Raw genomic sequence first — 22,566 nt, forward strand, 5'->3', positions numbered from 1 at the left:
TTTACCTACAGATCATCCCATTCTTCATCAGAACCGTCATCACCATTACTTGGAGCACCAGGCCCAACTGTAACTGTGTTTTGACTAAATGTGTTTGCAGCTAATCTACGTCCTCCGTAAACCGAATTAACCTCAACTTTATGAGATTGAAAATCTTCTAATTTTTTCATAATAATAAAATTTGTTTTTAGTAAATACTCAAAAAATTTTAAGTCAATTGAGACCTTGACTATCGTTGCAACAATATTTTGATTGTGAATTTAAAATTCTAAAATATAAATTTGGAACGCCTCTACTTTACTTTACAAAAAATACAAGAAAGACAATAATACAAAAAATACTTTTTCTTGCATTACAGTTTTATTGCCGTTATTGTTAAAAAAGTTTTAATTAACCAAACAAACACACGTTATACCTCTTTTAAAAAGGTAATTAAAGAATATAAAAATAAATTCACAATTATATTAAAGACCTATATAATTTTAAATACCTGCAATTTAATCGCAAAACATTGTACATCTTCCAAAAGCATTTCTACATTGTCTCCATGGACATGGTTTTGGTTCATCATCCATAAAAATATAACCTCCTGAAATACTTTTCTGCTCACCTTTCGATAATTCTTGAGCACCTTTTAATTTTAAAATTGAATTTTTCATAATCTTTTCTATTTAAATATTAATATCCTCTATCACAAGCTGACCAACTACATCTTCCAAATTTATTTCTACATGTGTTAAAACCACATCCATCTTCTCCTGGACCATTTCCTCCTCCTGGATTGAAAACTAATCCTCCAGCAGTTTCTTTAAGTTCATTCTTAGATAATTGTTGAACTCCTTTTAAATTTAAAATTGATTTTTTCATAATTAAAATAGTATTGTTTGTTTACTACAAAACGCTTAAAGTCAATTGTAGCTTTTGACTATCTATTTTGTAAATGCAAATTAGAATTCTAATCTACACCAGATTCTATTTGAACCTCCGCAACCTCTTACCCATCCTATACCAGGAGAAGCACTAGACATTACACAACCTCTTGACAAACAAGCTGCCATTTCTTGAGTAATACCACCAACAACCGTTTTTTGCTCTCTTTTAGATAATTCTTGAGCACCGCTTAATTTTAAAATTGAATTTTTCATAATTAAAATTCTGGATAATAAGTACATAAATGACCTGGTGTTCCATAAGGATAACAAACACCGCTTGAACAACATTGACCAGCACCACATGAATTATTTGAGTTACATGATCTTCTTCCTCCATTAAGGCTTTTTTGCTCTCCTTTAGATAATTCTTGAGCACCGCTTAACTTTAAAATTGAATTTTTCATAATTAAAATAGGAGAAGCACTAGACATTACACAACCTCTTGACAAACAAGCTGCCATTTCTTGAGTAATACCACCAACAACCGTTTTTTGCTCTCTTTTAGATAATTCTTGAGCACCGCTTAATTTTAAAATTGAATTTTTCATAATTAAAATTCTGGATAATAAGTACATAAATGACCTGGTGTTCCATAAGGATAACAAACACCGCTTGAACAACATTGACCAGCACCACATGAATTATTTGAGTTACATGATCTTCTTCCTCCATTAAGGCTTTTTTGCTCTCCTTTAGATAATTCTTGAGCACCGCTTAACTTTAAAATTGAATTTTTCATAATTAAAATATTAGTATTTATTTGTTTACTACAAACCTTTTAAGTCAATTGTAGTTTTTGACTATCGTTGCAACAATATCTTTACACCAAAACTGGTTGTCCTTCTTCTAAGTCGGAAAGGAAATACCTTAATTCTTTAATTTCATATTCATTGGGTATAATTTTATTATTTACCAATTTTACTGGCGTATAATTAAAATCATTACTTAAGCACCATTCGTATTGGCTCCTTAAATTATCACCCACTGATAACGAAATAAGCTTTTGACTCCATTTTTCTGTCCAATCCTCTAAACTCATATTTTGAATATGCCAATCGGAAATAGCTTCTTCTATTTTATCTGGTAAATCTTGATCTATTTGAAAGAGGTTTTCAGCAATTGTATAAAAAGGATTTTCCTTATTATCTGGATTCAAATTAAAAAAGATAGCCAGCTTAACTCTTTCTTTATTTGCTTTCATTAGATCGATTGCCTCCTTAAAAGCAGTATGACAATGACCACAACTTGGACTCAAAATGAGAGTAACTACTACTGGAGCAGATTGAAGTCCTAATTCTATTTTAGAAATTGTAGTAAGTTCTTCTACGTTTACCACTTCTTTTTGAAGTGCATTAAAGACCGTAAATCTTCGTTTAAATTTCGTTAATTCTAAAGTTTCCTTCTTACGCTTTTCTAAGTCGAAAAAATATGGTTTAATAAAAAACCAGATTGGAACAACTACAACAAAAGACAGTAGAAATACCTCGTAATTAAAATCGATAACACTTTCATATAAAAGAAACAAACTAGATTGAGCAATCAATAAGACTGAAATTGCCAAACACAGAACGCACCATTTCTTTAATTTTATTTTCTGTAACCAAAGCGAATAGAGGATTAATGGAATAGAAAGAACACTTATAAAGCTTAATGCTATTAGTGCTTTCTCGTTGATGAGTGCTATCAGGATACCGAAACTAAAAAAAAGAATAGGTAAATCTGAAAAATCAAGCCAGGTTGTAATGGCTGCAGATTCTGATTTTATAACAGAATCGCACGATGTGTTTTTAGATAAAGTGCATATTTTAGAAGCTATTCCGTCTGTTTTATGCAGTTTTTCATCTATAATTAATACACTAACAAAAAAACCAATTAGAAGTATTGCTAAATGAATAGACGAAAAGAACGTTAATAATTGCATTTCGATTATAAACAACAGAAGCAAAGTGATACCTAATAAAACGATTTTATTATTAAACAAATTGATTTTTTCAGGAACAGCCTCGAGATTAGGTTCAATGGCTACAACAATTCCATTCCAATTGTTTAAAAATTCATCCGTCGTTATTTTTTGCTTGCTTTTGCCTTCCGTTTCAACAGCAATGCTATTCTGTTCTTTTTTTACGAGTGTAACCTCGTCCTTAAATAGCGCTAAAAAAGATTCTGGCAATTCTAAGAATTGTTCCTTTGGCACTTTAGCAGCTATATTCTCAATAGACAATAAATCGAACGTATCGGTTATAGCAAAAAGACTAGGATAATTTGGATGAGATAAAAATAAATTTTCAAAATCATTACTTTCTTTATTATAATTATTATTGTATAAATACTTCTCAATTATTGCTTTCATTTTATACTTTTATTAGCGCTCAACTATTTTATATTTTTCAAATTCAGCTTCTAATTTTGGTTTAAAAAAAGAAGCTTAGTCCATACATTCGACTAAACAAATATGAGCGTAAAAAAAGGAAAACAAAAAGAGTTTCCTTGACAATTTATAAATTATACATTGACAATTTATAAATTATGGCTAACAAAAAAAGACCTAAAGAACTACAAAACAAGGGATTAATTAAAAAAAAAAGCAAAACTATAAAACCGAAGTATGAAATCTGTTTATATATCTCAAAATTGAAGTAATTTTGAGATATAACTATAAAACAAAATTTATGAAAACTAACATTTTTGCTTTAGAAGATTTTTTCAACCATAAAATGGGGAACAAACAAATGACTAAAATAGTAGGTATGATTGATCCTAAAAAGCCAAAACCAAAACCTGAATTAAATGATACGGTTAGTAGCGAAGATAATGGTGATGGAAAACCAAACGATCCAAAACCTACAATAGCGGTGATAATTCTTTAAAGAACCGTAGTATCTTTTTCAATTTTTTTTATAAACTGAACAGGTGTAACGCCTGTTCTTTTATTAAAAGACTTTGCAAAAGACACAGCGTTTTTAAAACCTACAGTTTCTGCAATTGCCTGGGTTGAATATTTCCTAAATGTCGGATTGGTAATCATTTCCTCAATAGCGTAATTAATTTTCAACTCATTTGAATATTCGCTAAATGATTTTTCAAATCTTTTATTCACTACATAAGACAAGTAAGTCGTATTTGTTTTTATTTTTTTTGCGGTGTTTTGCAAATTAAAATCTTCTCGTAAAAAATAATTCGATTTTTCTAGCTGTATCAATTTCTCTACTATCTCATTTTCCTTTTCTTCATCGATGCTTAAAGAAGTATCGTTCACTACAGATTCATTTCTAACTTGTTGTTTTACTTCTGGTTCTATAACAGTTTCTTTCTTCTGTTTAAATTCTTCTATCAGTTTATTCACTCTACTATTTGCCTGTTTCTTTCCAATATAATTTTTATATAAAAAATACACAAGACTCAAAAAAACAATACCGATTAAAATTTGAATTAACAATCGAATTACAACTCTAATTCTCACTTCCTTTTTAAGGAATTCAACATCTTCTTTTACTTCTTTATTGGCTATAAACAAATTAACATTTAATGTTTCTTCTACTATTAAGTTTTCGCTTTTTTTAAATTTAGCATTATATAACTCTAGATAGCGTTCTGCTTCTCTATAGTTTTCATATTGATTATGGATTTTAGCCAAATAATACATGGTGTTTATTTGTTCTAGTCTATTTGTCTCAAAGCTAGAAATTGAATCTACTTTATTAAAATAAACCAATGCTTTTTCATATTTTTTTTGACCATAATTAACATACCCTAAATTATAATAAAGCGTAGTCATTTGAATCATTAAGTCATTTTGTTTTGCTAAAACTAAAGATGCCAGATATTGTTTTTCTGCATTTTTCAACTGCCCTTTTTTTACATAAATATTGGCCAGATTTGTTTGTGCTTTTAATTTTCTATCAAATAAATTCTTCGAGTAAACAATTGCTCTATTATAGTAAAATTCAGAGGAGTCAAGCAGCTTTTCATTCTTTTTTACATTGTAATAATTTTCATAAAAAGTTGCTAATCTAATATAGATACTACTTTTTGCTTTTAAAAAATTCTCTTTAGTATATAAATATTCTGTTTTATCTAATAATCTATCAGATTCTCTTACAGAATAAATAGCCAATTCATAATTTCCTACTTCTGCCAAAATAAGAGCCATATTATTAGAGCATTTTACAGCCAAAATCTTGTCGTCTACTTCAATTGCTATTTTTTTTGCTTCTTCATAATTTCGAATTGCATCTCCTAACTTTTTTCGTTTCCAATTAATTAATCCTTTAAAATTATAAACCTTACTGCTTATTTTTTTCTTCTCTAATGAATTCGCTATTTTGTTAAGATGAATAATTGCTCTTTCTAATGACTTATTACTATCTAATGTGTCTGGGTATTTTTTTAATTGATACAAATAGGCCTCTGCTGCAAAAGCATAGGCCAGTTGCGCGTTGCTTTTTGAAGGTTTTATTTTGTCTACATAATAAAACGCACTATCTAATTTTCCATTAATATGAAAACTAACATTATCTTGATATTTTATAAAATCTTTCTCGCTTAAGGTCTGAGAAAAAAGGATTTGAGAAAAGAAAAAAAATAGCAGGGAAATATTTTTCATGTTTTTAATATATACTCCCAAAGGTATAACATAATTAAAAGCAAAAAAATAGGTGTCATAAAATAATCAAAAAGACCATTTATAAACACCTATATACTCAAAATAAAATAAGTCCACTGTTCCTAATAATTACATTATTATTCCCAAAATGAATTATATATTTTATCAAAAAAAAAAACACAAATACAGGATTTCCCATCACAAGAAAATCTATTTTTTATGCCCAACCTGGGTCTAATTTACATGCTGTTCCTGCACAATAATAACCGTTAGCACAACCGTCGCTTGCACAGTCATGATGATTCTTCCCGCCTTTAATAACTTTTCGTTCTTTACTGGTTAGTATTTGAACGCCTTCTAAACTTCTGATTGCATTTTTCATAATAAATAATTTTAATGGTTAGTAACGTCTTTTTTATAGCTTACGATTTTTTAACTATTCCATATAATTACTTAAAATACACAATTAAATATAATTTATTTAGAAGCAAACACAAGTTCCAGAATGTGGTCTATATAGCCCTCCTGAATGAGGACCAACTCCACATTGCCATTGTGCAGAACCACAACAAATTGGATCAGAAAGATAATAACATCGTATTAATTCTCTTATTGCACCTTCTATATTTTTTTGCTCTCCTTTAGTTAACTCTTGAGCTCCCTTTAAATTTAAAATTGATTTCTTCATTTTTATTATTTATTAGTTACAAAAAAACATTCCTATTTAATCACAAAATAGGGAACATCTACCAAATGCATTTCTACATTGTCTCCATGGACATGGCTCTGGCTCAACCTCAATGAAACCTCCTGAAATACTTTTTTGTTCTCCTTTAGATAACTCTTGAGCGCCACTTAGTTTTAAAATTGATTTTTTCATTTTATTATAATTTATTGTTGAATTACTAAACCACATGCACTTGTACAACAAACAATACTATCACAGTTTTTCTTAAAAACTCCGTTACAATAGCATGGAAACGACGTCCCAATTTCTTTGAGACCACCTACAATTTCTTTTTGTGAATTTTTAGATAATTCTTGAGCTCCTTTTAAATTTAAAATTGATTTCTTCATTTTATTATAATTTAATCGATTACATCTCAAATTATTTAAAGTCAATTGAAACTTTTGACTGGTTATTCACAATAATTCAATAGTATCTCAATAAAAAAATTTAAGAACAAGCTTCTGTTGTTAAAACACAACACGAATATATAGACGGAATCGTCAAATACTGTTCACAGGTAACAAGAAATCCATAAGGGTAATCATAGTTTTCGCAAGTAGCACCATTACAAGTACCTCTACCTCCAGAGATCGATTGTTGCATCTTTTTAGACAATTTTTGGGTTCCTTTTAAAGTTAAAATAGATTTTTTCATTACTTAGGCTTTTATAAGATTAAATGTTACTAATTCAAAACACTATCAAACAATAAAAACTAAACAAACAACAATCGCCTTAATTTTCTAATATTAAAAAGATTATGGCTTAATCTCGTATTTTCAGCATCCTTAAAAGTAAGTTTATCTGTAATGAAATTCTCATTTACTTTATTTTGGGGTGCACTATTATTAAACTCTCTTAAAAACATGTTTGTGTATTTTCTCTAGTATTTTGTTAAAAAATTTACAATACAATACTACAAAATCTAAAAGTTAATTACTTACAATTTTATTGCCGAAAAAGTTAAAAATTAAAACAAAACACTAACCAACAACCACTTAACGGTTATTTTTGTAAAACATCGTCTTATAGAAACGAAACAAATGATCATAAACTAATAATTCATATTGTCGTTGTCTTGAAGTAAACTGACGGTTCATCATCATGTGAATATGACTGTTCAAAAAAGAAGATAAAGAAACATCTAAATCATTCAAAATTACTTGAGCTGCATTCGCAATAGCACTGCTCTTTACAGCAACAGCATTATACACAGGTTCAAATTGAGTTACATCTTGATTCAAGAAAGGTGCTATTTCCTTTTCTATTTCCCTGTATTGTTTATCTAACTCTTTCTTTAATACTTTGTCTGCATTAAATTCCAGTTTGAAAGAAGTTTGTAGACGATCTAACAATTTCAGTTTTTCTTCAAGAGTAAGCGAAAAACTAATCAGGAAACGATCAATACTTAAAAAACTAAATAATAAAGGAGTTGAGTCATGCTCAAATTGATTTTTAAAAGTTACATAGTGCAACACCAATTCGCTATCGGCTTGAAAAATCGTTTCAGAAAGTGGGTAGGTCGATTCTCCATAGCGTTCAATTTCTCGCATATACGTATCGGTTTGTATCTTCCAAACCAAATTTTGTTCCTTCACTAAAGAAAATACTTCATTAAAAATAGCTACTACTTCTCCTAAATATTCTGGCTTTGCAATTTTAAAACGCAAACGCAAATGAGATTCAGGATCGTTATAGCGAATAAAAAACCAAGAAACGATTAATTCATTCTCAATTAAATATGCAATTTTCTCTTGTAAATAATCTTGCAATACTACATCGGCAGTTCTAACACCACAATAGATTTTATAATACAACCATTCGCTACCAATACTAAATTCCCTTTTCATCTTTTTTTAGTTTAAATCAATACAACATTCAAAATAGTACCCCTCAGCTATTCTCTTCCAAAAGAAAACACGAATTGATTGGCATAATGTTTTTTGCTACTATCATGAACCACCGAATTTGTTGCAAACAAAAACTCTTCAATTACTACTTTTTGGTTCTTTTTTATAGTTCTCATCAAAATATCAAAACAAATTTCGGTTTCCAAATCGAGTAACAACGTATTATCACCACTTACAATATTTACATATTTTGGAAGTTTCATTTTTTCTTTCCATAAAACAAACGATGCTCCAAACTGAACACCTTTCACTTCTTCTGTATAAATATACCATCTTGCCTTAGCCAATATAACCTCCTTATAAACAACTCTCGGAAAACAATTATAATGTTGTTTTAAAACGCCCCAATCAAAACGATATACGGGTGCGCTATTTTGTCCTTGTAAATCACATAAAAATTGATAAATAGGCAACGCATTACTACTATAATTATGCGCATTCGACAAACAAGGTACAATCTCTTTGTTGAGTCGTTTCGATTTTAAAACAATTGTATTGCGTTCTACAGTAATCCACAAATCATCAATTAGAATTTGATTTTCGTTTGGCACTACACTGTTCGACAAATACGGAATTTCATACGGTCGCAAAACAGGTCGTCGCAAAATATTTCCCGTTCTCGATTCTGGAATATGTGCTACTTCTGCTAAAATAACATCTGGAGCACAAGACGCTTCATGCTGTACAATTTCTTTTGCCAACGCATGAATAGTTGCATCCCCGTTACAAAAACGACCAATTAATTTAGCTGCACTATAACTTCCTAACGATTCTAAAACTAGAATTTCGTTGTCTTCTTCTTTAATAATTTCTACCATTGCAGAAAAAGTTGCAGGCAAATTAGGTACGGTTTCATTGCTTTTTTTAAAATCGGATTCTTTTAATTCTAAAACAGTTTCATTATTGGCTAATGCTTCTTGCAGTTTTCTTTCTAACACATAATCAAAAGAGGTCCAGTTTTCAGTTTCACTAGTAGCATGAGCGCTGTTTATAGGAAGTTTATCCAAAAGTGGGTGCGAATCGTTCATCCTTGAATTTTGAAGATAACCAATACCAATTTCCGCATCTAAAACCACCGACAAAGGCATCGATTTGGTTTCGTATCGATTAAAAAATGCCTTTCGAAAAGCTTCCAAGTTTCCGTTTACAGCAGTTTTTTGCACTTGCGATAAAAAACCTATAGCTTGTTTTAGTTTTCTAACGTTAGCTGTATTTATTGTTGCTATTGTTGTAGCACTATACAAATCCGTTTGTAATAAATACTTCGGTTCAAAAGCAACATGTAGCTGTTCTATTTTTGAAACAATTGCTTTTGACTGTTCATGATACTGCTGAAAATCTAAATTCAAATTCTCCAAACCTTGCAGTACTACGCTAACTTTCTCAGTCGCTGTGTCCGCATTTTTTAAGCCCGACAATAGTGTTAGCACTCTTTCGTTTTCACTACTTCCCGTAACTGTAGCTTCTAAATTACTAACAATCATTTGACTGGCTATCAATTCATTTACAAATTCGGTTGCTTCTTCTCGTTCCGATTCTTCGTCAATAAGCGCGTCCACTAACTCTTTTTTTGTTTTTCCCGTGGCTGTCAATTCTAAAACTACAGCTACAAACGCATTGCAACGCACGGCAGAAATGCTATGCTCTCTTCGTTTTTTAGCATTGAATTTGTATTCGATATAACGATAAAAATCGCCTACTGCATACAAAGACGTGTTGGGAAAATACAGCAATTGTTCTTTTACAGTTGGGTCTTTCGCAACTTCTTGCAGAAAGGCAATCCAAAACTGCATATCAAATTGAGTATGCGCTTTATAATTTTCTTTTTCAGCAAGTACAATAGCTGTTTCTTTTCCTAAAGTAACCGTTGTGCAAGCGGCAAACATACCAAAAGGAGTAGCACGTGCACACATTCTTGCCACATACTTTAGCAAAGCAATTTCTAATGCTTTTATCTTTTCGGCAGAAAAACGAGAAGGGTTTCCCAAATATTTTTCAATCTCAAGCCACAATTCTGGCGAAGCCAAAGCAAGTGCATTTTTAACAAAACTATTTTTAGCAAAATCAAACAACGCATCTCTAGAATAAGCATCCATTAAATTCACATAAGAAGAAACGGGAAACAATGGTGTGCGCAAAACAGCAGTTGGAAAGGCTGAAAATTTTATTTTATTATTCATTACTTCTTTATTCGTTTTCATAAAAAAAATTAAAAAAAGACATGAAGAATCCTACTCGAAAAATTTCGATTCTTTTTTTTAATTTAAAAATTGGGGAGGTGTAGAAATCGGCTCGACTTCAGTTGAAAGGCACAGCGTACTAAAAGGAACACCGTTTAATAGGTGATAGTTTTAGTACTCTGTGCTAAGAGATTAGTTCTTAATCTGTTGCTTAAATTCTATTTTTTCTGGTTCTGGTGGAATTCTTTTCTTTAAAAACAAAATCTGTCCTAAATGACTCGATTGATGTTCCATAACGTGAAACCAACAATAATGATTACTATAACCAAAACGGTTTTGAACTTTCTTAAACCAAGCATCATCTCGTTTCTTTAATTCTTCTATGGTTTTTGCCCTCACTGCATTGTAAATATCTAAATAGTACTGTGCATCTTGACCTCTAATTTCATCTCGACCGCCTTGATCTAAATCAAATGGCACTTGCCATATTTTTTTTTCTTCTTCTGTAAACCCACGGTTTTCAAAAGTAAGCACTTGATAGTATTTTTCTGCTGCCGCTAAATGCATAATCAAAGAACCTATTCTATTAGCATCTTCATCATGCAAATAGTCCAATTCATATTGACTCATGTACTTTACTTGATTCTCAACTCTGCGCTTTAAATCCTCAAGCATTGAAATCATAGCTTCAATTTGAGGAGACGTTCCTTCATCTGAACCAATTGTTGAAGTATATTCTGGCACAATATCTTTTCCTTCAATTAACAAAGAATATTTCCCACTCACTTTGTCATCACTAGAAGAAGCATCAAACCCCTTAACTCTTGCATTTTCTCTTTTAGAAATTCCAAAACTCCAATGTTGCACATTATTATCTTTAATTTCTTGTTCAAAATCTGCATTTGATAATTCAACTAATTCAAATTCACCTTTATCGTTTTCTAAATACACTTTAAAATTATCAAAGAAAAATTGTCCACTATAACTACAAATTCCTCCAAAAGCAAGTTTTTCAGAATTAGAATCGAAAGTACCTTCAATAATATAAGATTGCCATTCGCTTATTATTATAGGTCTATCCTGCATGTTGTCAAAAAAACCCCTTTTATTGTCTTTATTATCTACCCTTGCCCAAATACCAGACCATGCCATATTATTATCCTCAACTACTTTTGCAGAAGCTTCTACAATAAACTTTCGTTTAACCTTTGTTTTCAAAGGAATAGTACGAGTAAAAGAAACCCATTCCTTAGATATTTCTTTTATTTCTTGAGAACTAATCATATTTACTACAAATAACAGTAGTAATAAGACTATTTTATGTTTGTTCATTTTGTTTGTTTTCATTCTTATTTTTTCTTCTTACTCACTTCCGCCGCCATTTTCATAGCATTATACGTATTGAGTACTCTTCCTGTTTTGCACAATTCTGAAAAGTGTACCATTTCATTTTCTGTTCCCGGTTTAATAACCATTTTATCTATAGTAACACCCGATTCTAAAATGATGTTTTTTACTTCTTGTACCGTTAAATTAGGATAATACAACCAGATTAGAGCCGCCGTTCCCGAAACCATGGGAGCAGCCAATGAAGTGCCTGAGTAAAAATCATATTGATTATCAGGAACAGCTACATAAATATCCTCGCCTGGCGCAAAAAGATCTACATTGTTTTTGCCATAATTAGAAGAAAATGGTATCATAGTGCTATCCCTTCTTTTGGATATCGAACCTACTGTAATCAAATTACCTACTATTTCTTGTTTATTCTCATAATCAAAATCTGATGGATAAAAAGGATTTTCGTCAATATCTGTAGCACCATTACCCGAAACATGAACCACTAAAACATTATTTTTCTGAGCATAATTTAAAGCTTTTGTTACGCTATGTTGATCCAAAGAAAATTCTTTACTAAATGACATATTAATCACTTTAGCTCCATTATCTACTGCATAATAAATAGCATTCGCAATGTCTTTATCATGTTCATTTCCAAAAGGAGAGATGTTCAAAGGCATTATCTTTATATTATTATGAAACCCTTTAACTCCAATAGTATTATTTCTATTCGCCGCAATAATACTGGCTACTTCGGTATTATGCCTTCTTAATCTATGATGGGAATTTAAATTATTATTTCCATAACCTTTTTCTAACTGATAGTTTTTAATTTTTATTCTATCATCATAGCCAAAATTTAAAAGTTTATTTACAATTGAATCATTATGAGCTTGGGATTTCTTCATGCTTTCAATTGTGTACTCAAACTCTTTAATAGTTTTCATGTAAAAAATCAAATCTCCCAGTTTTTTACTCTCATTATTTTCTTTTAAACGTTGCTTTAAGCTTTTATCATTTTCTTTATGAATTTGATATAAACTGTCTAGTTTTTCTATAGTATAATCTTCTTTAGGAAAATAACGTCTTAAAGAATCCTTTGCAGGATAATAGGCAGAAATTAGCATATTATCAACTTTCAAATAAGTAGAATAATATTTATTCTCACTTTTATATTTTTTTAATGCTCTTTCATACTCCTCTAAAAAATATTTATTTTTATTTTCTATTTTTTCTTTTTCATACTTTTGCTTATAAACATTGATATAACGAACAAATTCGAAATTGCAAAATGCCAAAGTCTTTTCGTCATCTATACCAATAAAATTCCAACCATTAATATCATCAATATAACCATTGTTATCGTCATCAATACCATTATCAGGAATTTCATTTTTATTTACCCAGAATTTACCTTGCAAATCTTCATGGTCAAGGTCAATTTGAGAATCTATTGTCGCTACAATAATTCCTTGGTTTGTTTTTTTAGTGTTTTCTGCATACCATTTGTCCAATGATATTCCGTATACAGAATCTTGCTCATCACATTTATGATTCCAAAAAGAAACATTTGCTTCTTTTTGAGCTACTTTATTATCTAATTTTATAGACTTACAAAAAGATAACAAAAACAATATTCCTATCAAAGCAAATGTTCTCATAACTATTGTGTTTTTAAAAATCAACTAAATCTTTAATTTTACATGGGATGCTTGTACCTTTAGGTTTATTTTTATCATTATCTGTATTTGTAGCATCGTCATCTTCAGATCCTGTACCTCCAAAAACTAAGTTACTATTCTGTAATTTAACTACTTCAAATTTCTCTAAACTAAACTTTTTACTTTCTTTCTTTTTCATGATATAATTATTTAATTGTTCGAGAACAAATATAGTTTTGATTTTTAAAAAACACCTTGAAAAATTCAAACTAGTACTCGACATTCATGAATGTCGTGCTTTAAAAAACACACAAAACCATAAAAAACAGATACTTAGCTCAAACTCAATTCTTTCATAAAATAGGACGGTTTTATGCCTGTTCGCTTAAAAAAAGCTTTCGAAAAAGATTCCGAAGTATTAAAACCCACCTCCTCTGCAATGGCTGCAATGGTATATTTGCGCATTTCTTTGTTATTTTTTAATTCTGCAACAGCATGGTCTATTCGCAAATCATTAATATAATTGGAAAACGATTTTTGCTTTTTGGCATTAATCACAATCGATACATATTTTGAATTGGTCTCAAATGTAGTTGCCAAATCGCTTATTGTAATATTGGGTTTGAGATACTGTTTTTTATTTTCGAAAACGGTTAGCTGCTTTAATATTGCTACAACCACATCTTCTGGAATTCCTAAATCTGTACTTTCTTCTTCTTTCTCTTCAACCTCGGCATTTAGCGATTCGGTTTTGTTTTGCTGCATTAATGTCTCAAAGCGTTGCTTATATTGTTTTTTTTGGTTGGTTAAATGTTGCATTATAACCAAACTCAACACTACTGTTAAACCAAGAATACCAATTATCCAATAATTTGCTTTTTTATCATTATGTAACCCCTTAATAATAGTCTCTTTCTCTTGTATCAAATGAGGTATATCGTAATCATTTTTTAACTTTTTACTTAGTTGTTTATAATTGACTTGAAATACACTGTCTATTGATATCAAACTATTCAAATAAAATAATTGCTTTTTATCATCATTATTTTTCTTATGATAATCAATTAAATAATAATACCCATCAACAAATTCTGGCGTTATGTATTCTCTTAACCTATATATTGAATCAACCTTTGCATAATTTTCAACAGCTCTTTTAGCATCATTAAGACCTTGATATGACTTACCTAAATAATAATAAGAAGCTAGAATATTTCCTATATCATCATTTTTTTTAATTAACGGAAAAGCTTTTTTTATACTATCTATTGAAGCCAAATAGTTTTTTTTTAAAACTTGATTTGCACCTTCATTTAAAATAAAAAGAGAGTTCATTTTTTCATTCTCCAATCTTTTAGACTCTTTATATCCTAATACATTATAATATGAAGTTGAATCTAAGACTTGCATTGTTTTATAAGAATCCGCTACAGAAAAAATTAATTTAAGGTATTCGTCCTTGTAATTATCAATATCTTTTTTATAGAATTTATAACATTGTCTAAATAAAACTAAAGCTTCTTCGGTCTCCCCCATATCTTCAGACTTTATAATTGCAATTGCTAATTTTGCTTGATAATAATAATCTAAATCATTGCTTTTTTTTGCATATTCTTCAGTTAAAATGTAATTTGAAATGGCCTCTTTAAATCTACGCATATTATCCAACGTAATCGCTTTTTGGTAATAAGACATCATAGAAAACTTTAAATCCCCTATTTTTTTAGAATATTTAATTGTACTATCCAAATATTTTATAGCCACATCCTTTTCATTAATTAAGGCTAGCATAAAAAAACCTTTTACAATCGTAGTGTTATTTTTTTCTAATCTTGCTTTTGACAAATATAGGTTAGCATATTTACTTTGAAGCTCATAATTATTTTCATATTTAGCTGCAGCAAGTAAAATCTCATTATAACTGATTTTTCTCAAGTCTTTCTCATTCACTTGAGCACTCAAAAAAGAGAAAGAGAACAAGGAAAAGATGAAAAAATAACTAAAATACCGTTTCATGTTTGTAAAATTTTGTTTGGCAACAAAAGTACTCTATTTCAAGACTTCGCAAAGATAATTTGTCTCAAAATTCTTAATTAACGTGTCGTAATTCATGAATGTCGAGTTACTTTTCTTGCACAAAACTAAAAACACCTGTAGTTTTGAAATCAGAAATAAGAAAGTTTTTGTTTCCTGTTTAACGGCAAACGAAACAACAACAATTAATATCTTTCTACAGTTTCTAAAAATATAGATTGGGTTCATTGGTTTGGTTTTTCCATAATAGAAACATAGATGAAGATTCTCAAGAATTGCGTTACAAAGGAGAAAAAATAAAAAGTAGGCTATGTTTCTATATATGGTTTTTAAAAACAAATTGTAATGAAAAATATTTTACATTTATAAAACAAAGAAAAATACTACTGCTATTTATTTTTCTAAACATATAGTCGGCCACTATTCGGGATTGTTTCAGCTGTTTGTAACCCGTATAAAAAAACGAGCATTACTAGGAATGGGGTAGCTTTCTAAAACAACACTACCAACAAAAACAAAGAAACGGTTGACTTTGCTTTTGTTTGCTTGAAAAAATCAACCTATAAAAAAACAGCTCTACCTTATTAAATGTTTTGACGAACACAAAGTATGACTGTAATTAATCTAAAAATACAATATTATGAAAAAATTAGTTTTTTTATCGCTTACTGCGATGAGTTTAACATTATTTTCTTTTAAAACAAAAACAGAAAAAGTTTTTGAATTACAAGAAAATGGCAATTATAAAATTGCAAAAGGAAGCAAAATCTCTCAAGAAGATATTGATTTCATATTAAATGAAACAAAAGAGCTTGAAGGTGCAGGTGTCTTCAGAACAATTAAATTTTTTAAAACGAAGGTTACTAGCAGTTCTGTTAGTGAAACTATAACAAAAGACACACAAGATGACTGTGGATGTCCAGATGACCCTAAAACACCTACTGATGACACTATTCAACAGTTAATTCAAAAATACAACAACTAATTTAATGTGTGGTCTTTTTATTGAGACCACATATTTATACCCCTATCCCATTATGAAAATATTATTTTTATCAATATCCATAAGTATAATAATGTTACTATCCTTCTTCAAAAAAGGAATTAGTAATCATGAAATTAATAAATTTGAAATTGTAAATTTCTATACTTTGAATAATGTTTCATTACTCGGAAATAAAAATTTTAATGAAGTTAGAATTATAAGGAGCAAACTTATCAGAGAAGTCTTTACAGATGTTATTACTAAATATCAACATAAAGATACGCAATGCCCAGATGATATTACTCTAGAAGAAAAGATGTTTGCCAATAATAATATAAATTTAATAATCTCTAAATACTCACTATAATATGAAACCATTTACTGTCTTTTTACTATTAGCTATGCTAATAATTGGTTGTGGAAGCGCTAACAACTCAATTAGTTTACTTCGTGTTTTAAAAATGAATCAAAACGAATTTCAGGAAATCCAAAAAATTTCTATTGAAGATGCAAATGGCTTTAAGTTTATTAAAACAACTTTAGATAAAAACAAATTCTCTTCAACATCTACAACGACTGAAAATCAAACAATAACAAATGAAGAATATAAAGCAATTAAAGCAATTCTTAAGAAATATTGATTACTGGTTCCAAATTGCTATCTGTATAATAATACTTTTTTCTGTGGTTTTTAGTTCTTTCAGAACAGCATATGATAGTCATGTTTCATTCTTTAAAAAGAAACCAAACGAAACATTATTAAAAACACTTGATAAAATTGGGAGCAATCATGAGTATAATTTGTTTTTAAATTATACTGGTCTCAATACAGGATATGGCTTTTTTTCACCAAATGTGTCCAGTGACTTCATAATAACGCATACTATTTATAAAAATCAAAAGGAAGATTTAACTTTTTCAAATACTTTATTCTCAACAAAAGAAGGGGCGCATCGTTTTGCTAATTTAAATTCTCTTTTCATGGAAAAAATAGAAGCAATTGAAGAAGAAGATAAAAGCAAAATTGATACTTTAAAAATTAAATATTTAGAAGTGGTTTTAAATAGACTTAATAATTACAATCTTGAACAAGATAAAGATATCGACTCAATAAAAACAACACTCTTTTTATATCATTTCCCTTTTTTAAAAGAATATCCAAACGTTAACCCAAAATTTATTAAAATTGAAAGTCATTCGAAAATTAAAAAATAGTCTTTCAGACTATTTTATTAATACAAAAGATACCAGTACCGATTTTATTCCCTTTTTTAGAATAACTATTGGATTAATCTTATTGTTTCATTTTATATCTATACTACCCGATTTTAATTTACTATATGGAATGAAATCTGTTATTCCAACAGATATTCACACTATTTATTTGAACAAAAGTGTAATTCTATTTGATGAAATTATTATTTTTTTAAACAAAATAACAGGATCCGAACATTTATCTGTTATACTTTTTAAAACCCTATTCATAATCTTTTGTTTGCTAATAATTGCAGGTTTTTATTCCAGAATATTCGCTGTATTATTATTGATTTTACAGGTCGCAATTGTAAAGTCTAGTTATTATTATTCTTATGGAGTAGATTTTTTTTCTAGTATGTCTTTAATGTATTTAATTATACTACCATCTGATGAATATTTTTCAATAAGAAGCATCTTCTCTAAAAGAGAAGAGAAAAGAAACTATCTATTTGTGAAAACCACTTTTCAAATCCACTTAGCGATTGCTTATTTTGTTTCTGGAATTGAAAAACTTTCTGGTTATAATTGGAGAAATGGAGAATCTATATGGAAAGCTATACACTTACCTAATTTTAGTAATGATTTTAATTTAAATTTTGACTTTTTAGGTAACTACTCCTCACTTGTAGTCATAATAGGCTGGTCTACAATAGTAATAGAGTTATTATATCCTTTATTTATTACTATAAAAAAAACCAGGAAAATTTGGCTTTTTCTAACTATTTCATTGCATTTAGGCATTGCACTTACGCTTAATTTATACTTTTTCTCAGCCATAATGATCACTTGGAATATCACGAATTTTTATTTTATTAAAACACACAAGTAATGAAAAATATTTATGTATTACTCTTTTTCACATACTCAACATTCCTATACTCTCAAAATGATACCATAAAAAAAGATTCAATAATTTTAAAAGAAGTAATTTTAATTTCTGAAAGTAAGATTAAACTAAAACAAGATAAAGGCAAATATATTGCTAATGTCATTAATACAGATTTTCAACGAACACAAAACACTTGGGAAGGTTTAAAACTAATTCCAATGCTTAGGGTAAATGATAATGAAGGCTTAAAAGTTAAATTTAAAAATGCTATAGTTGAAATAAACGGCAACCAAATACAGCTAAGTGGATTTGAATTAGAAAGCTATTTAAAATCTCTAGACCCAAAAACAATAAAACGAATAGAAATCCTTTCAAACCCAAATGCTTCTTATGGCTCAGAAATAGAAGCCGTTATAAATATACTACTTAGTCAGAATAGTAATAACTACAGATTAGCCAGTAATGTAACAAATGGAACCAGAAAAAAGTATTTTAATAGCTCAAATATAAATCTTAACTATAATTTAGAAAAATTAAAACTTTATTCTAGCTATAGTTTTAATTACAATCAAAAAGTTAACGAATCAGAAATTATTAGTCAAACTGGAAACAATCCCTTTTTGAAATTTGATTATAATGAAAATACTTATCAAAAAAATCATCAATACTACGTCAATCTTAATTATGAAATTAACAAAAACAACGCTATAGATATTACTACAACTAGTTCTTTTCATGAATCTTCTGGTAATGGATTGGGTGAAAACACAAACTTTAGAAGAGTTCTAGAAACAAACTCAAATAATAAAAAAATTCAATTAGCAGAAATTTACAACTATTCATTCAATGATTCTACTTTTTTAAAAATAGGTGCCTATCAAGTATTTAACACCACTGAATCTTCCAATTTTGCGACAACTAACACCACAAGTATTGAAAATCAAAAAGTAGTTTCAAAAATACCTTTAATCGTTGGTTTTGGAGATTTTAGTAAGTCAACTAAAATAGGTGAAATTACTATAGGAACACGACTAAATTTTACTAGTATTAATAAAGACAACTTTTCAATTGATAGTAATTTAGAAAACAACAACCCCTATAATTATAATGAAAAAATCATTTCTACATACTTCAATAATTCTTTAATAATAACAGAGAAAGCATCTTTAAGTCTTGGACTAAGGCTGGAATCTTCTTTTATAAACTATAAATTCTCTGACACAAATAACATCATTTTACTCGAAGACAACTTGAATTATTCTAACCTTCTTTATAATATAAATTACATGTATTCTTCTGAAAAAGAATGGCATCATGCTATCGCTTTCAGAAAACAAATCCAAAGACCAAATTATAGCTATTTAAATCCTTTTCTTAACTTAAACTCAGATATAACATATTTCTCTGGAGACACTAAAATCCAGCCCTCAAAACTTTTCTCATTTAACTATGAGGTTTTAAAAAAGAATTGGTCTTTATATATTCAAACAGGAATGATTAATGATTTTATTTCAACATTTACAGACCAAGTAGATAATAAAATTGTTGAAACTTATAAAAATTTCGATACTGTTTTATTATCAGGTTTCGGTTTTGAATACAATCCAACTTTAATAAAAAAGATATGGTACTCTCGAATTAATTTTGATTTTACATATTTTAAAATTAAAGATAAAAATTATCCAAATATAAAAGAGTCAAGTCCCAATACTACTATTGAAGTCAGTAATATTTTTAAAATTAAAAACTACCAACTAAATTTAAAATACAATCTTACACCTACTTACAGAGATGGTTTATATAAACATTTTCAAACCCAAAGGTTAGACTTTACAATATCAAAAAAAATAAACAACAATTTATCTCTATTTATTTATGCCTATGACATTCTAAAGACCAACATTAATTGGGAAGAAACAACACTAACAAATTATTTTTATAGCTCTAAAAACTACAATGACCAGAGAACTTTTGGTTTATCTTTAAGATGGAACATAACTGGTAAAGCCTATACAAAAAATGAAATTGAAAAAATTGAAGACAACACAATAGACCGTTTATAAATGAAAAAAGTAGTTTTCTTCTATGACAATTGGTGCCCAAGATGCACAAAATTTGCTAAAACAGTTGCACTATTGGACTGGCTAAAACTTTTAGATATAAAAAAATTAAGAGATATTGAGCATGAGTCATTATTTATAGGAATTGATTTTAATTTAGCAAAAAAACAAATGGCTTCTTATACAACAAGATGGAATTACAGCTTTAAAACCATCTATTTAATCTTTGCAAGAATACCTATCTGTTTTCTGTTTGTTCCTTTTCTATTTTTACTACAGATTACGGGTTTAGGACAACATTTCTATGTCCAACTTGCAATACATCCTAAAATAATTCCCTTACATTGCGATACGGAATCTTGCGAAATTTAAACAACAACAAATGAAAACAATACAACGCTTTTCATTCTATTTTAAGTACAACTTCTCTTTCTTAAAACAAAAAATTGAGAGCTTTTTTTTTAAAAGTCCACTAAATCCCTATAGAAAAAGATATTGATTGCTATACAATCTAAGTATTCCTATCTCGGTCGCATTCTATTTTTAAAACCTGTGACTTTTTTTGTTGACAAAAAAAAATGTCACAGATTTTGTGACATTATCAAATCCAAACGAGAAAAGTCACACTTTCTGTGACAAAGTGAAAAAAATATATATTTTTGTCACCACTACTTGTAATAGAACGATAGTATACTAGAGCAAAAAAAATGCCAAATTTATTCTTACTCATTTATTCTTAACATTCACAATATATAATCCTATTGTTTCGTCTAATAGTTTTGATCCTTCTTTAAGATGAAACGAGAACACTATCTAAATACTTAATAGCATCGTAAGAATCGTTTATAAGCGATTTCATATAATACTCCTTAGCTAACATGAGGTCCGTTCTTTCCTTCTTGGCTTTTTCAAATAAACATCTGAATATATTTTTTGAACAATAATATTATTTTCAATATTGTTAAAACCTAACTTTAATTCATTAAAAATTTTATTTTGAAGTTTCTTTTCGCTTATTTGAGCAATGCAAAACAAGGAAAAGAAGAAAAAATAAATAAAATACCGTTTCATGTTTATAAAATGTTGTTTGGCGACAAAAGTACCCTATTTCAAGACGTGGCAAAGGTTTTTTGTCTCAAAATTCTTAATTTACGTGTCGTAATTCATGAATGTCGTGTTACTTTGTTTGCACAAAACTAAAAACACCTGTAGTTTTGATTTCAGAAATAAGAAAGTTTTTGTTTCCTGTTTAACGGCAAACGAAACAACAACAATTAATATCTTTCTACAATTTCTAAAAATATAGATTTGGTTCATTGGTTTGGTTTTTTCCATAATAGAAACATAGGTGAAGATTCTCAAGAATTGCGTTACAAAGGAGAAAAAATAAAAAGTAGGCTATGTTTCTATATATGGTTTTTTAAAACAAATTGTAATAAAAAATATTTTACATTTATAAAACAAAGAAAAAAACTACTGCTATTTATTTTTCTAAACATATAGTTGGCCACTATTCGGGATTGTTTCAGCTGTTTGTAACCCGCATAAAAAAACGAGCATTACTAGGAATGGGGTAGCTTTCTAAAACAACACTACCAACAAAAACAAAGAAACGGTTGACTTTGCTTTTGTTTGCTTAAAAAATCAACCTATAAAAAAAACAGCCCTACTTTAATAAATGTTTTGACGAACACAAAGTATGACTGTAATTAAATAAATAACAAATTTATGAAAAAATTAATGTTTGCTGTTGCACTTGTAGCTTTTTCTTTTGCTGGAATGGCAAATGAAAAAACAATTATTAAAACGGTAAAAACTGCTGATGTAATTAACTTAAAGGAACTAGTAGAAACTAGTAACATTTTAAAAATTGAAAACAAATTAGAGACTTTAGGGACTTGTTATGTTACCATAGGGTTTTATGATTCAGATGGAAACAAAGTAGCTGAAAGAACGCTTCAAATTGAAGGTGTTAATTCTGCTGAGGAATGCAGTCAACTTGCTGATGATATTGCAGCACAGCTCTAAAAATTTGCAGGTTGTACA

Annotated in this window: 28 protein-coding genes; 9 read left to right on the plus strand and 19 right to left on the minus strand. The window is 28.9% G+C overall.

Going from position 1 to position 22,566, the window contains the following annotated elements; all coding sequences use genetic code 11:
* Positions 1 to 5: 5 nt before the first annotated feature.
* The 7 genes from L2Z92_RS03560 to L2Z92_RS03590 form a co-directional block, all read right to left on the minus strand.
* A complete protein-coding gene (locus L2Z92_RS03560) occupies positions 6 to 170 on the minus strand; it encodes a hypothetical protein (protein ID WP_236457476.1) in 165 nt (54 codons plus the stop codon).
* 327 nt (positions 171 to 497) lie between these two features.
* Entirely contained in the window at positions 498 to 659 is a 162-nt protein-coding gene (locus L2Z92_RS03565; protein ID WP_236457477.1) for a hypothetical protein, read from the minus strand.
* Positions 660 to 678: 19 nt separating this feature from the next.
* A complete protein-coding gene (locus L2Z92_RS03570; RefSeq protein ID WP_236457478.1) occupies positions 679 to 867 on the minus strand; it encodes a hypothetical protein in 189 nt (62 codons plus the stop codon).
* A gap of 80 nt (positions 868 to 947) precedes the next feature.
* Positions 948 to 1,145: a hypothetical protein gene (locus L2Z92_RS03575; RefSeq protein WP_236457479.1), complete on the minus strand. Its 198-nt coding sequence runs from the start codon at positions 1,143 to 1,145 to the stop codon at positions 948 to 950.
* A 2-nt stretch (positions 1,146 to 1,147) separates the two neighbouring features.
* Positions 1,148 to 1,480, minus strand: coding sequence for a hypothetical protein (locus tag L2Z92_RS03580; RefSeq protein WP_236457480.1), 333 nt, complete (start codon positions 1,478 to 1,480; stop codon positions 1,148 to 1,150).
* A gap of 2 nt (positions 1,481 to 1,482) precedes the next feature.
* The gene (locus L2Z92_RS03585) at positions 1,483 to 1,671 is read right to left on the minus strand and encodes a hypothetical protein (protein WP_236457481.1); all 189 of its coding nucleotides are present in this window, start codon (positions 1,669 to 1,671) and stop codon (positions 1,483 to 1,485) included.
* Between the two features lie 81 nt (positions 1,672 to 1,752).
* Positions 1,753 to 3,282, minus strand: a complete 1,530-nt coding sequence (locus tag L2Z92_RS03590) for a vitamin K epoxide reductase family protein (protein WP_236457482.1) — start codon at positions 3,280 to 3,282, stop codon at positions 1,753 to 1,755.
* Positions 3,283 to 3,601: 319 nt separating this feature from the next.
* On the opposite strand from L2Z92_RS03590, the gene L2Z92_RS03595 reads away from it, so the two are divergent.
* On the plus strand, positions 3,602 to 3,799 hold the full coding sequence (locus L2Z92_RS03595) for a hypothetical protein (protein ID WP_236457483.1): 198 nt from the start codon (positions 3,602 to 3,604) through the stop codon (positions 3,797 to 3,799).
* On the opposite strand, the gene L2Z92_RS03600 is transcribed toward L2Z92_RS03595, so the two are convergent.
* The 12 genes from L2Z92_RS03600 to L2Z92_RS03655 all read right to left on the minus strand — a co-directional run bounded on the left by L2Z92_RS03600 (position 3,796) and on the right by L2Z92_RS03655 (position 15,371).
* A complete protein-coding gene (locus tag L2Z92_RS03600) occupies positions 3,796 to 5,535 on the minus strand; it encodes a tetratricopeptide repeat protein (RefSeq protein ID WP_236457484.1) in 1,740 nt (579 codons plus the stop codon). The genes L2Z92_RS03595 and L2Z92_RS03600 overlap by 4 nt on opposite strands.
* 217 nt (positions 5,536 to 5,752) lie before the next feature.
* Entirely contained in the window at positions 5,753 to 5,917 is a 165-nt protein-coding gene (locus L2Z92_RS03605) for a hypothetical protein (RefSeq protein ID WP_236457485.1), read from the minus strand.
* A gap of 99 nt (positions 5,918 to 6,016) precedes the next feature.
* Positions 6,017 to 6,223, minus strand: a complete 207-nt coding sequence (locus L2Z92_RS03610; RefSeq protein ID WP_236457486.1) for a hypothetical protein — start codon at positions 6,221 to 6,223, stop codon at positions 6,017 to 6,019.
* A 36-nt stretch (positions 6,224 to 6,259) separates the two neighbouring features.
* Positions 6,260 to 6,415 carry a hypothetical protein gene (locus L2Z92_RS03615; RefSeq protein ID WP_236457487.1) on the minus strand — a complete coding sequence of 52 codons (156 nt, stop codon included), beginning with the start codon at positions 6,413 to 6,415 and terminating at the stop codon, positions 6,260 to 6,262.
* An 11-nt stretch (positions 6,416 to 6,426) separates the two neighbouring features.
* Entirely contained in the window at positions 6,427 to 6,612 is a 186-nt protein-coding gene (locus tag L2Z92_RS03620; RefSeq protein WP_236457488.1) for a hypothetical protein, read from the minus strand.
* Positions 6,613 to 6,712: 100 nt separating this feature from the next.
* On the minus strand, positions 6,713 to 6,919 hold the full coding sequence (locus L2Z92_RS03625; protein WP_236457489.1) for a hypothetical protein: 207 nt from the start codon (positions 6,917 to 6,919) through the stop codon (positions 6,713 to 6,715).
* Between the two features lie 342 nt (positions 6,920 to 7,261).
* Positions 7,262 to 8,113 carry a thiopeptide-type bacteriocin biosynthesis protein gene (locus L2Z92_RS03630; RefSeq protein WP_236457490.1) on the minus strand — a complete coding sequence of 284 codons (852 nt, stop codon included), beginning with the start codon at positions 8,111 to 8,113 and terminating at the stop codon, positions 7,262 to 7,264.
* A 47-nt stretch (positions 8,114 to 8,160) separates the two neighbouring features.
* Positions 8,161 to 10,374, minus strand: coding sequence for a lantibiotic dehydratase family protein (locus L2Z92_RS03635; protein WP_236457491.1), 2,214 nt, complete (start codon positions 10,372 to 10,374; stop codon positions 8,161 to 8,163).
* A 171-nt stretch (positions 10,375 to 10,545) separates the two neighbouring features.
* Positions 10,546 to 11,685 carry a DinB family protein gene (locus L2Z92_RS03640; RefSeq protein WP_236457492.1) on the minus strand — a complete coding sequence of 380 codons (1,140 nt, stop codon included), beginning with the start codon at positions 11,683 to 11,685 and terminating at the stop codon, positions 10,546 to 10,548.
* A gap of 17 nt (positions 11,686 to 11,702) precedes the next feature.
* The gene (locus L2Z92_RS03645; RefSeq protein WP_236457493.1) at positions 11,703 to 13,355 is read right to left on the minus strand and encodes a S8 family serine peptidase; all 1,653 of its coding nucleotides are present in this window, start codon (positions 13,353 to 13,355) and stop codon (positions 11,703 to 11,705) included.
* Positions 13,356 to 13,368: 13 nt separating this feature from the next.
* On the minus strand, positions 13,369 to 13,554 hold the full coding sequence (locus L2Z92_RS03650; protein ID WP_236457494.1) for a hypothetical protein: 186 nt from the start codon (positions 13,552 to 13,554) through the stop codon (positions 13,369 to 13,371).
* A 134-nt stretch (positions 13,555 to 13,688) separates the two neighbouring features.
* Positions 13,689 to 15,371 carry a helix-turn-helix domain-containing protein gene (locus L2Z92_RS03655; RefSeq protein ID WP_236457495.1) on the minus strand — a complete coding sequence of 561 codons (1,683 nt, stop codon included), beginning with the start codon at positions 15,369 to 15,371 and terminating at the stop codon, positions 13,689 to 13,691.
* Between the two features lie 658 nt (positions 15,372 to 16,029).
* Between L2Z92_RS03655 and L2Z92_RS03660 the strand changes: the two genes are divergently transcribed.
* From L2Z92_RS03660 to L2Z92_RS03695, 8 genes are all read left to right on the plus strand, one after another.
* A complete protein-coding gene (locus L2Z92_RS03660; RefSeq protein ID WP_236457496.1) occupies positions 16,030 to 16,374 on the plus strand; it encodes a hypothetical protein in 345 nt (114 codons plus the stop codon).
* A gap of 91 nt (positions 16,375 to 16,465) precedes the next feature.
* Entirely contained in the window at positions 16,466 to 16,741 is a 276-nt protein-coding gene (locus L2Z92_RS03665; RefSeq protein ID WP_236457497.1) for a hypothetical protein, read from the plus strand.
* A gap of 1 nt (position 16,742) precedes the next feature.
* A complete protein-coding gene (locus L2Z92_RS03670) occupies positions 16,743 to 17,015 on the plus strand; it encodes a hypothetical protein (RefSeq protein ID WP_236457498.1) in 273 nt (90 codons plus the stop codon).
* The gene (locus L2Z92_RS03675; RefSeq protein ID WP_236457499.1) at positions 16,972 to 17,589 is read left to right on the plus strand and encodes a hypothetical protein; all 618 of its coding nucleotides are present in this window, start codon (positions 16,972 to 16,974) and stop codon (positions 17,587 to 17,589) included. The genes L2Z92_RS03670 and L2Z92_RS03675 overlap by 44 nt, the downstream gene beginning before the upstream one ends.
* Positions 17,561 to 18,460: an HTTM domain-containing protein gene (locus L2Z92_RS03680; protein ID WP_236457500.1), complete on the plus strand. Its 900-nt coding sequence runs from the start codon at positions 17,561 to 17,563 to the stop codon at positions 18,458 to 18,460. Before L2Z92_RS03675 ends, L2Z92_RS03680 begins: the two co-directional genes overlap by 29 nt.
* The gene (locus L2Z92_RS03685; RefSeq protein WP_236457501.1) at positions 18,460 to 20,523 is read left to right on the plus strand and encodes an outer membrane beta-barrel protein; all 2,064 of its coding nucleotides are present in this window, start codon (positions 18,460 to 18,462) and stop codon (positions 20,521 to 20,523) included. The genes L2Z92_RS03680 and L2Z92_RS03685 overlap by 1 nt, the downstream gene beginning before the upstream one ends.
* Positions 20,524 to 20,892 (plus strand): DCC1-like thiol-disulfide oxidoreductase family protein, encoded by a 369-nt coding sequence (locus tag L2Z92_RS03690; protein WP_236457502.1) that lies wholly within the window; start codon positions 20,524 to 20,526, stop codon positions 20,890 to 20,892. It abuts the gene before it with no gap.
* A gap of 1,356 nt (positions 20,893 to 22,248) precedes the next feature.
* Positions 22,249 to 22,548: a hypothetical protein gene (locus L2Z92_RS03695; RefSeq protein WP_236457503.1), complete on the plus strand. Its 300-nt coding sequence runs from the start codon at positions 22,249 to 22,251 to the stop codon at positions 22,546 to 22,548.
* The last annotated feature ends 18 nt before the right edge of the window (positions 22,549 to 22,566 follow it).

It is taken from the genome of Flavobacterium jumunjinense (assembly GCF_021650975.2).
Classification (GTDB): Bacteria; Bacteroidota; Bacteroidia; order Flavobacteriales; family Flavobacteriaceae; genus Flavobacterium; species Flavobacterium jumunjinense.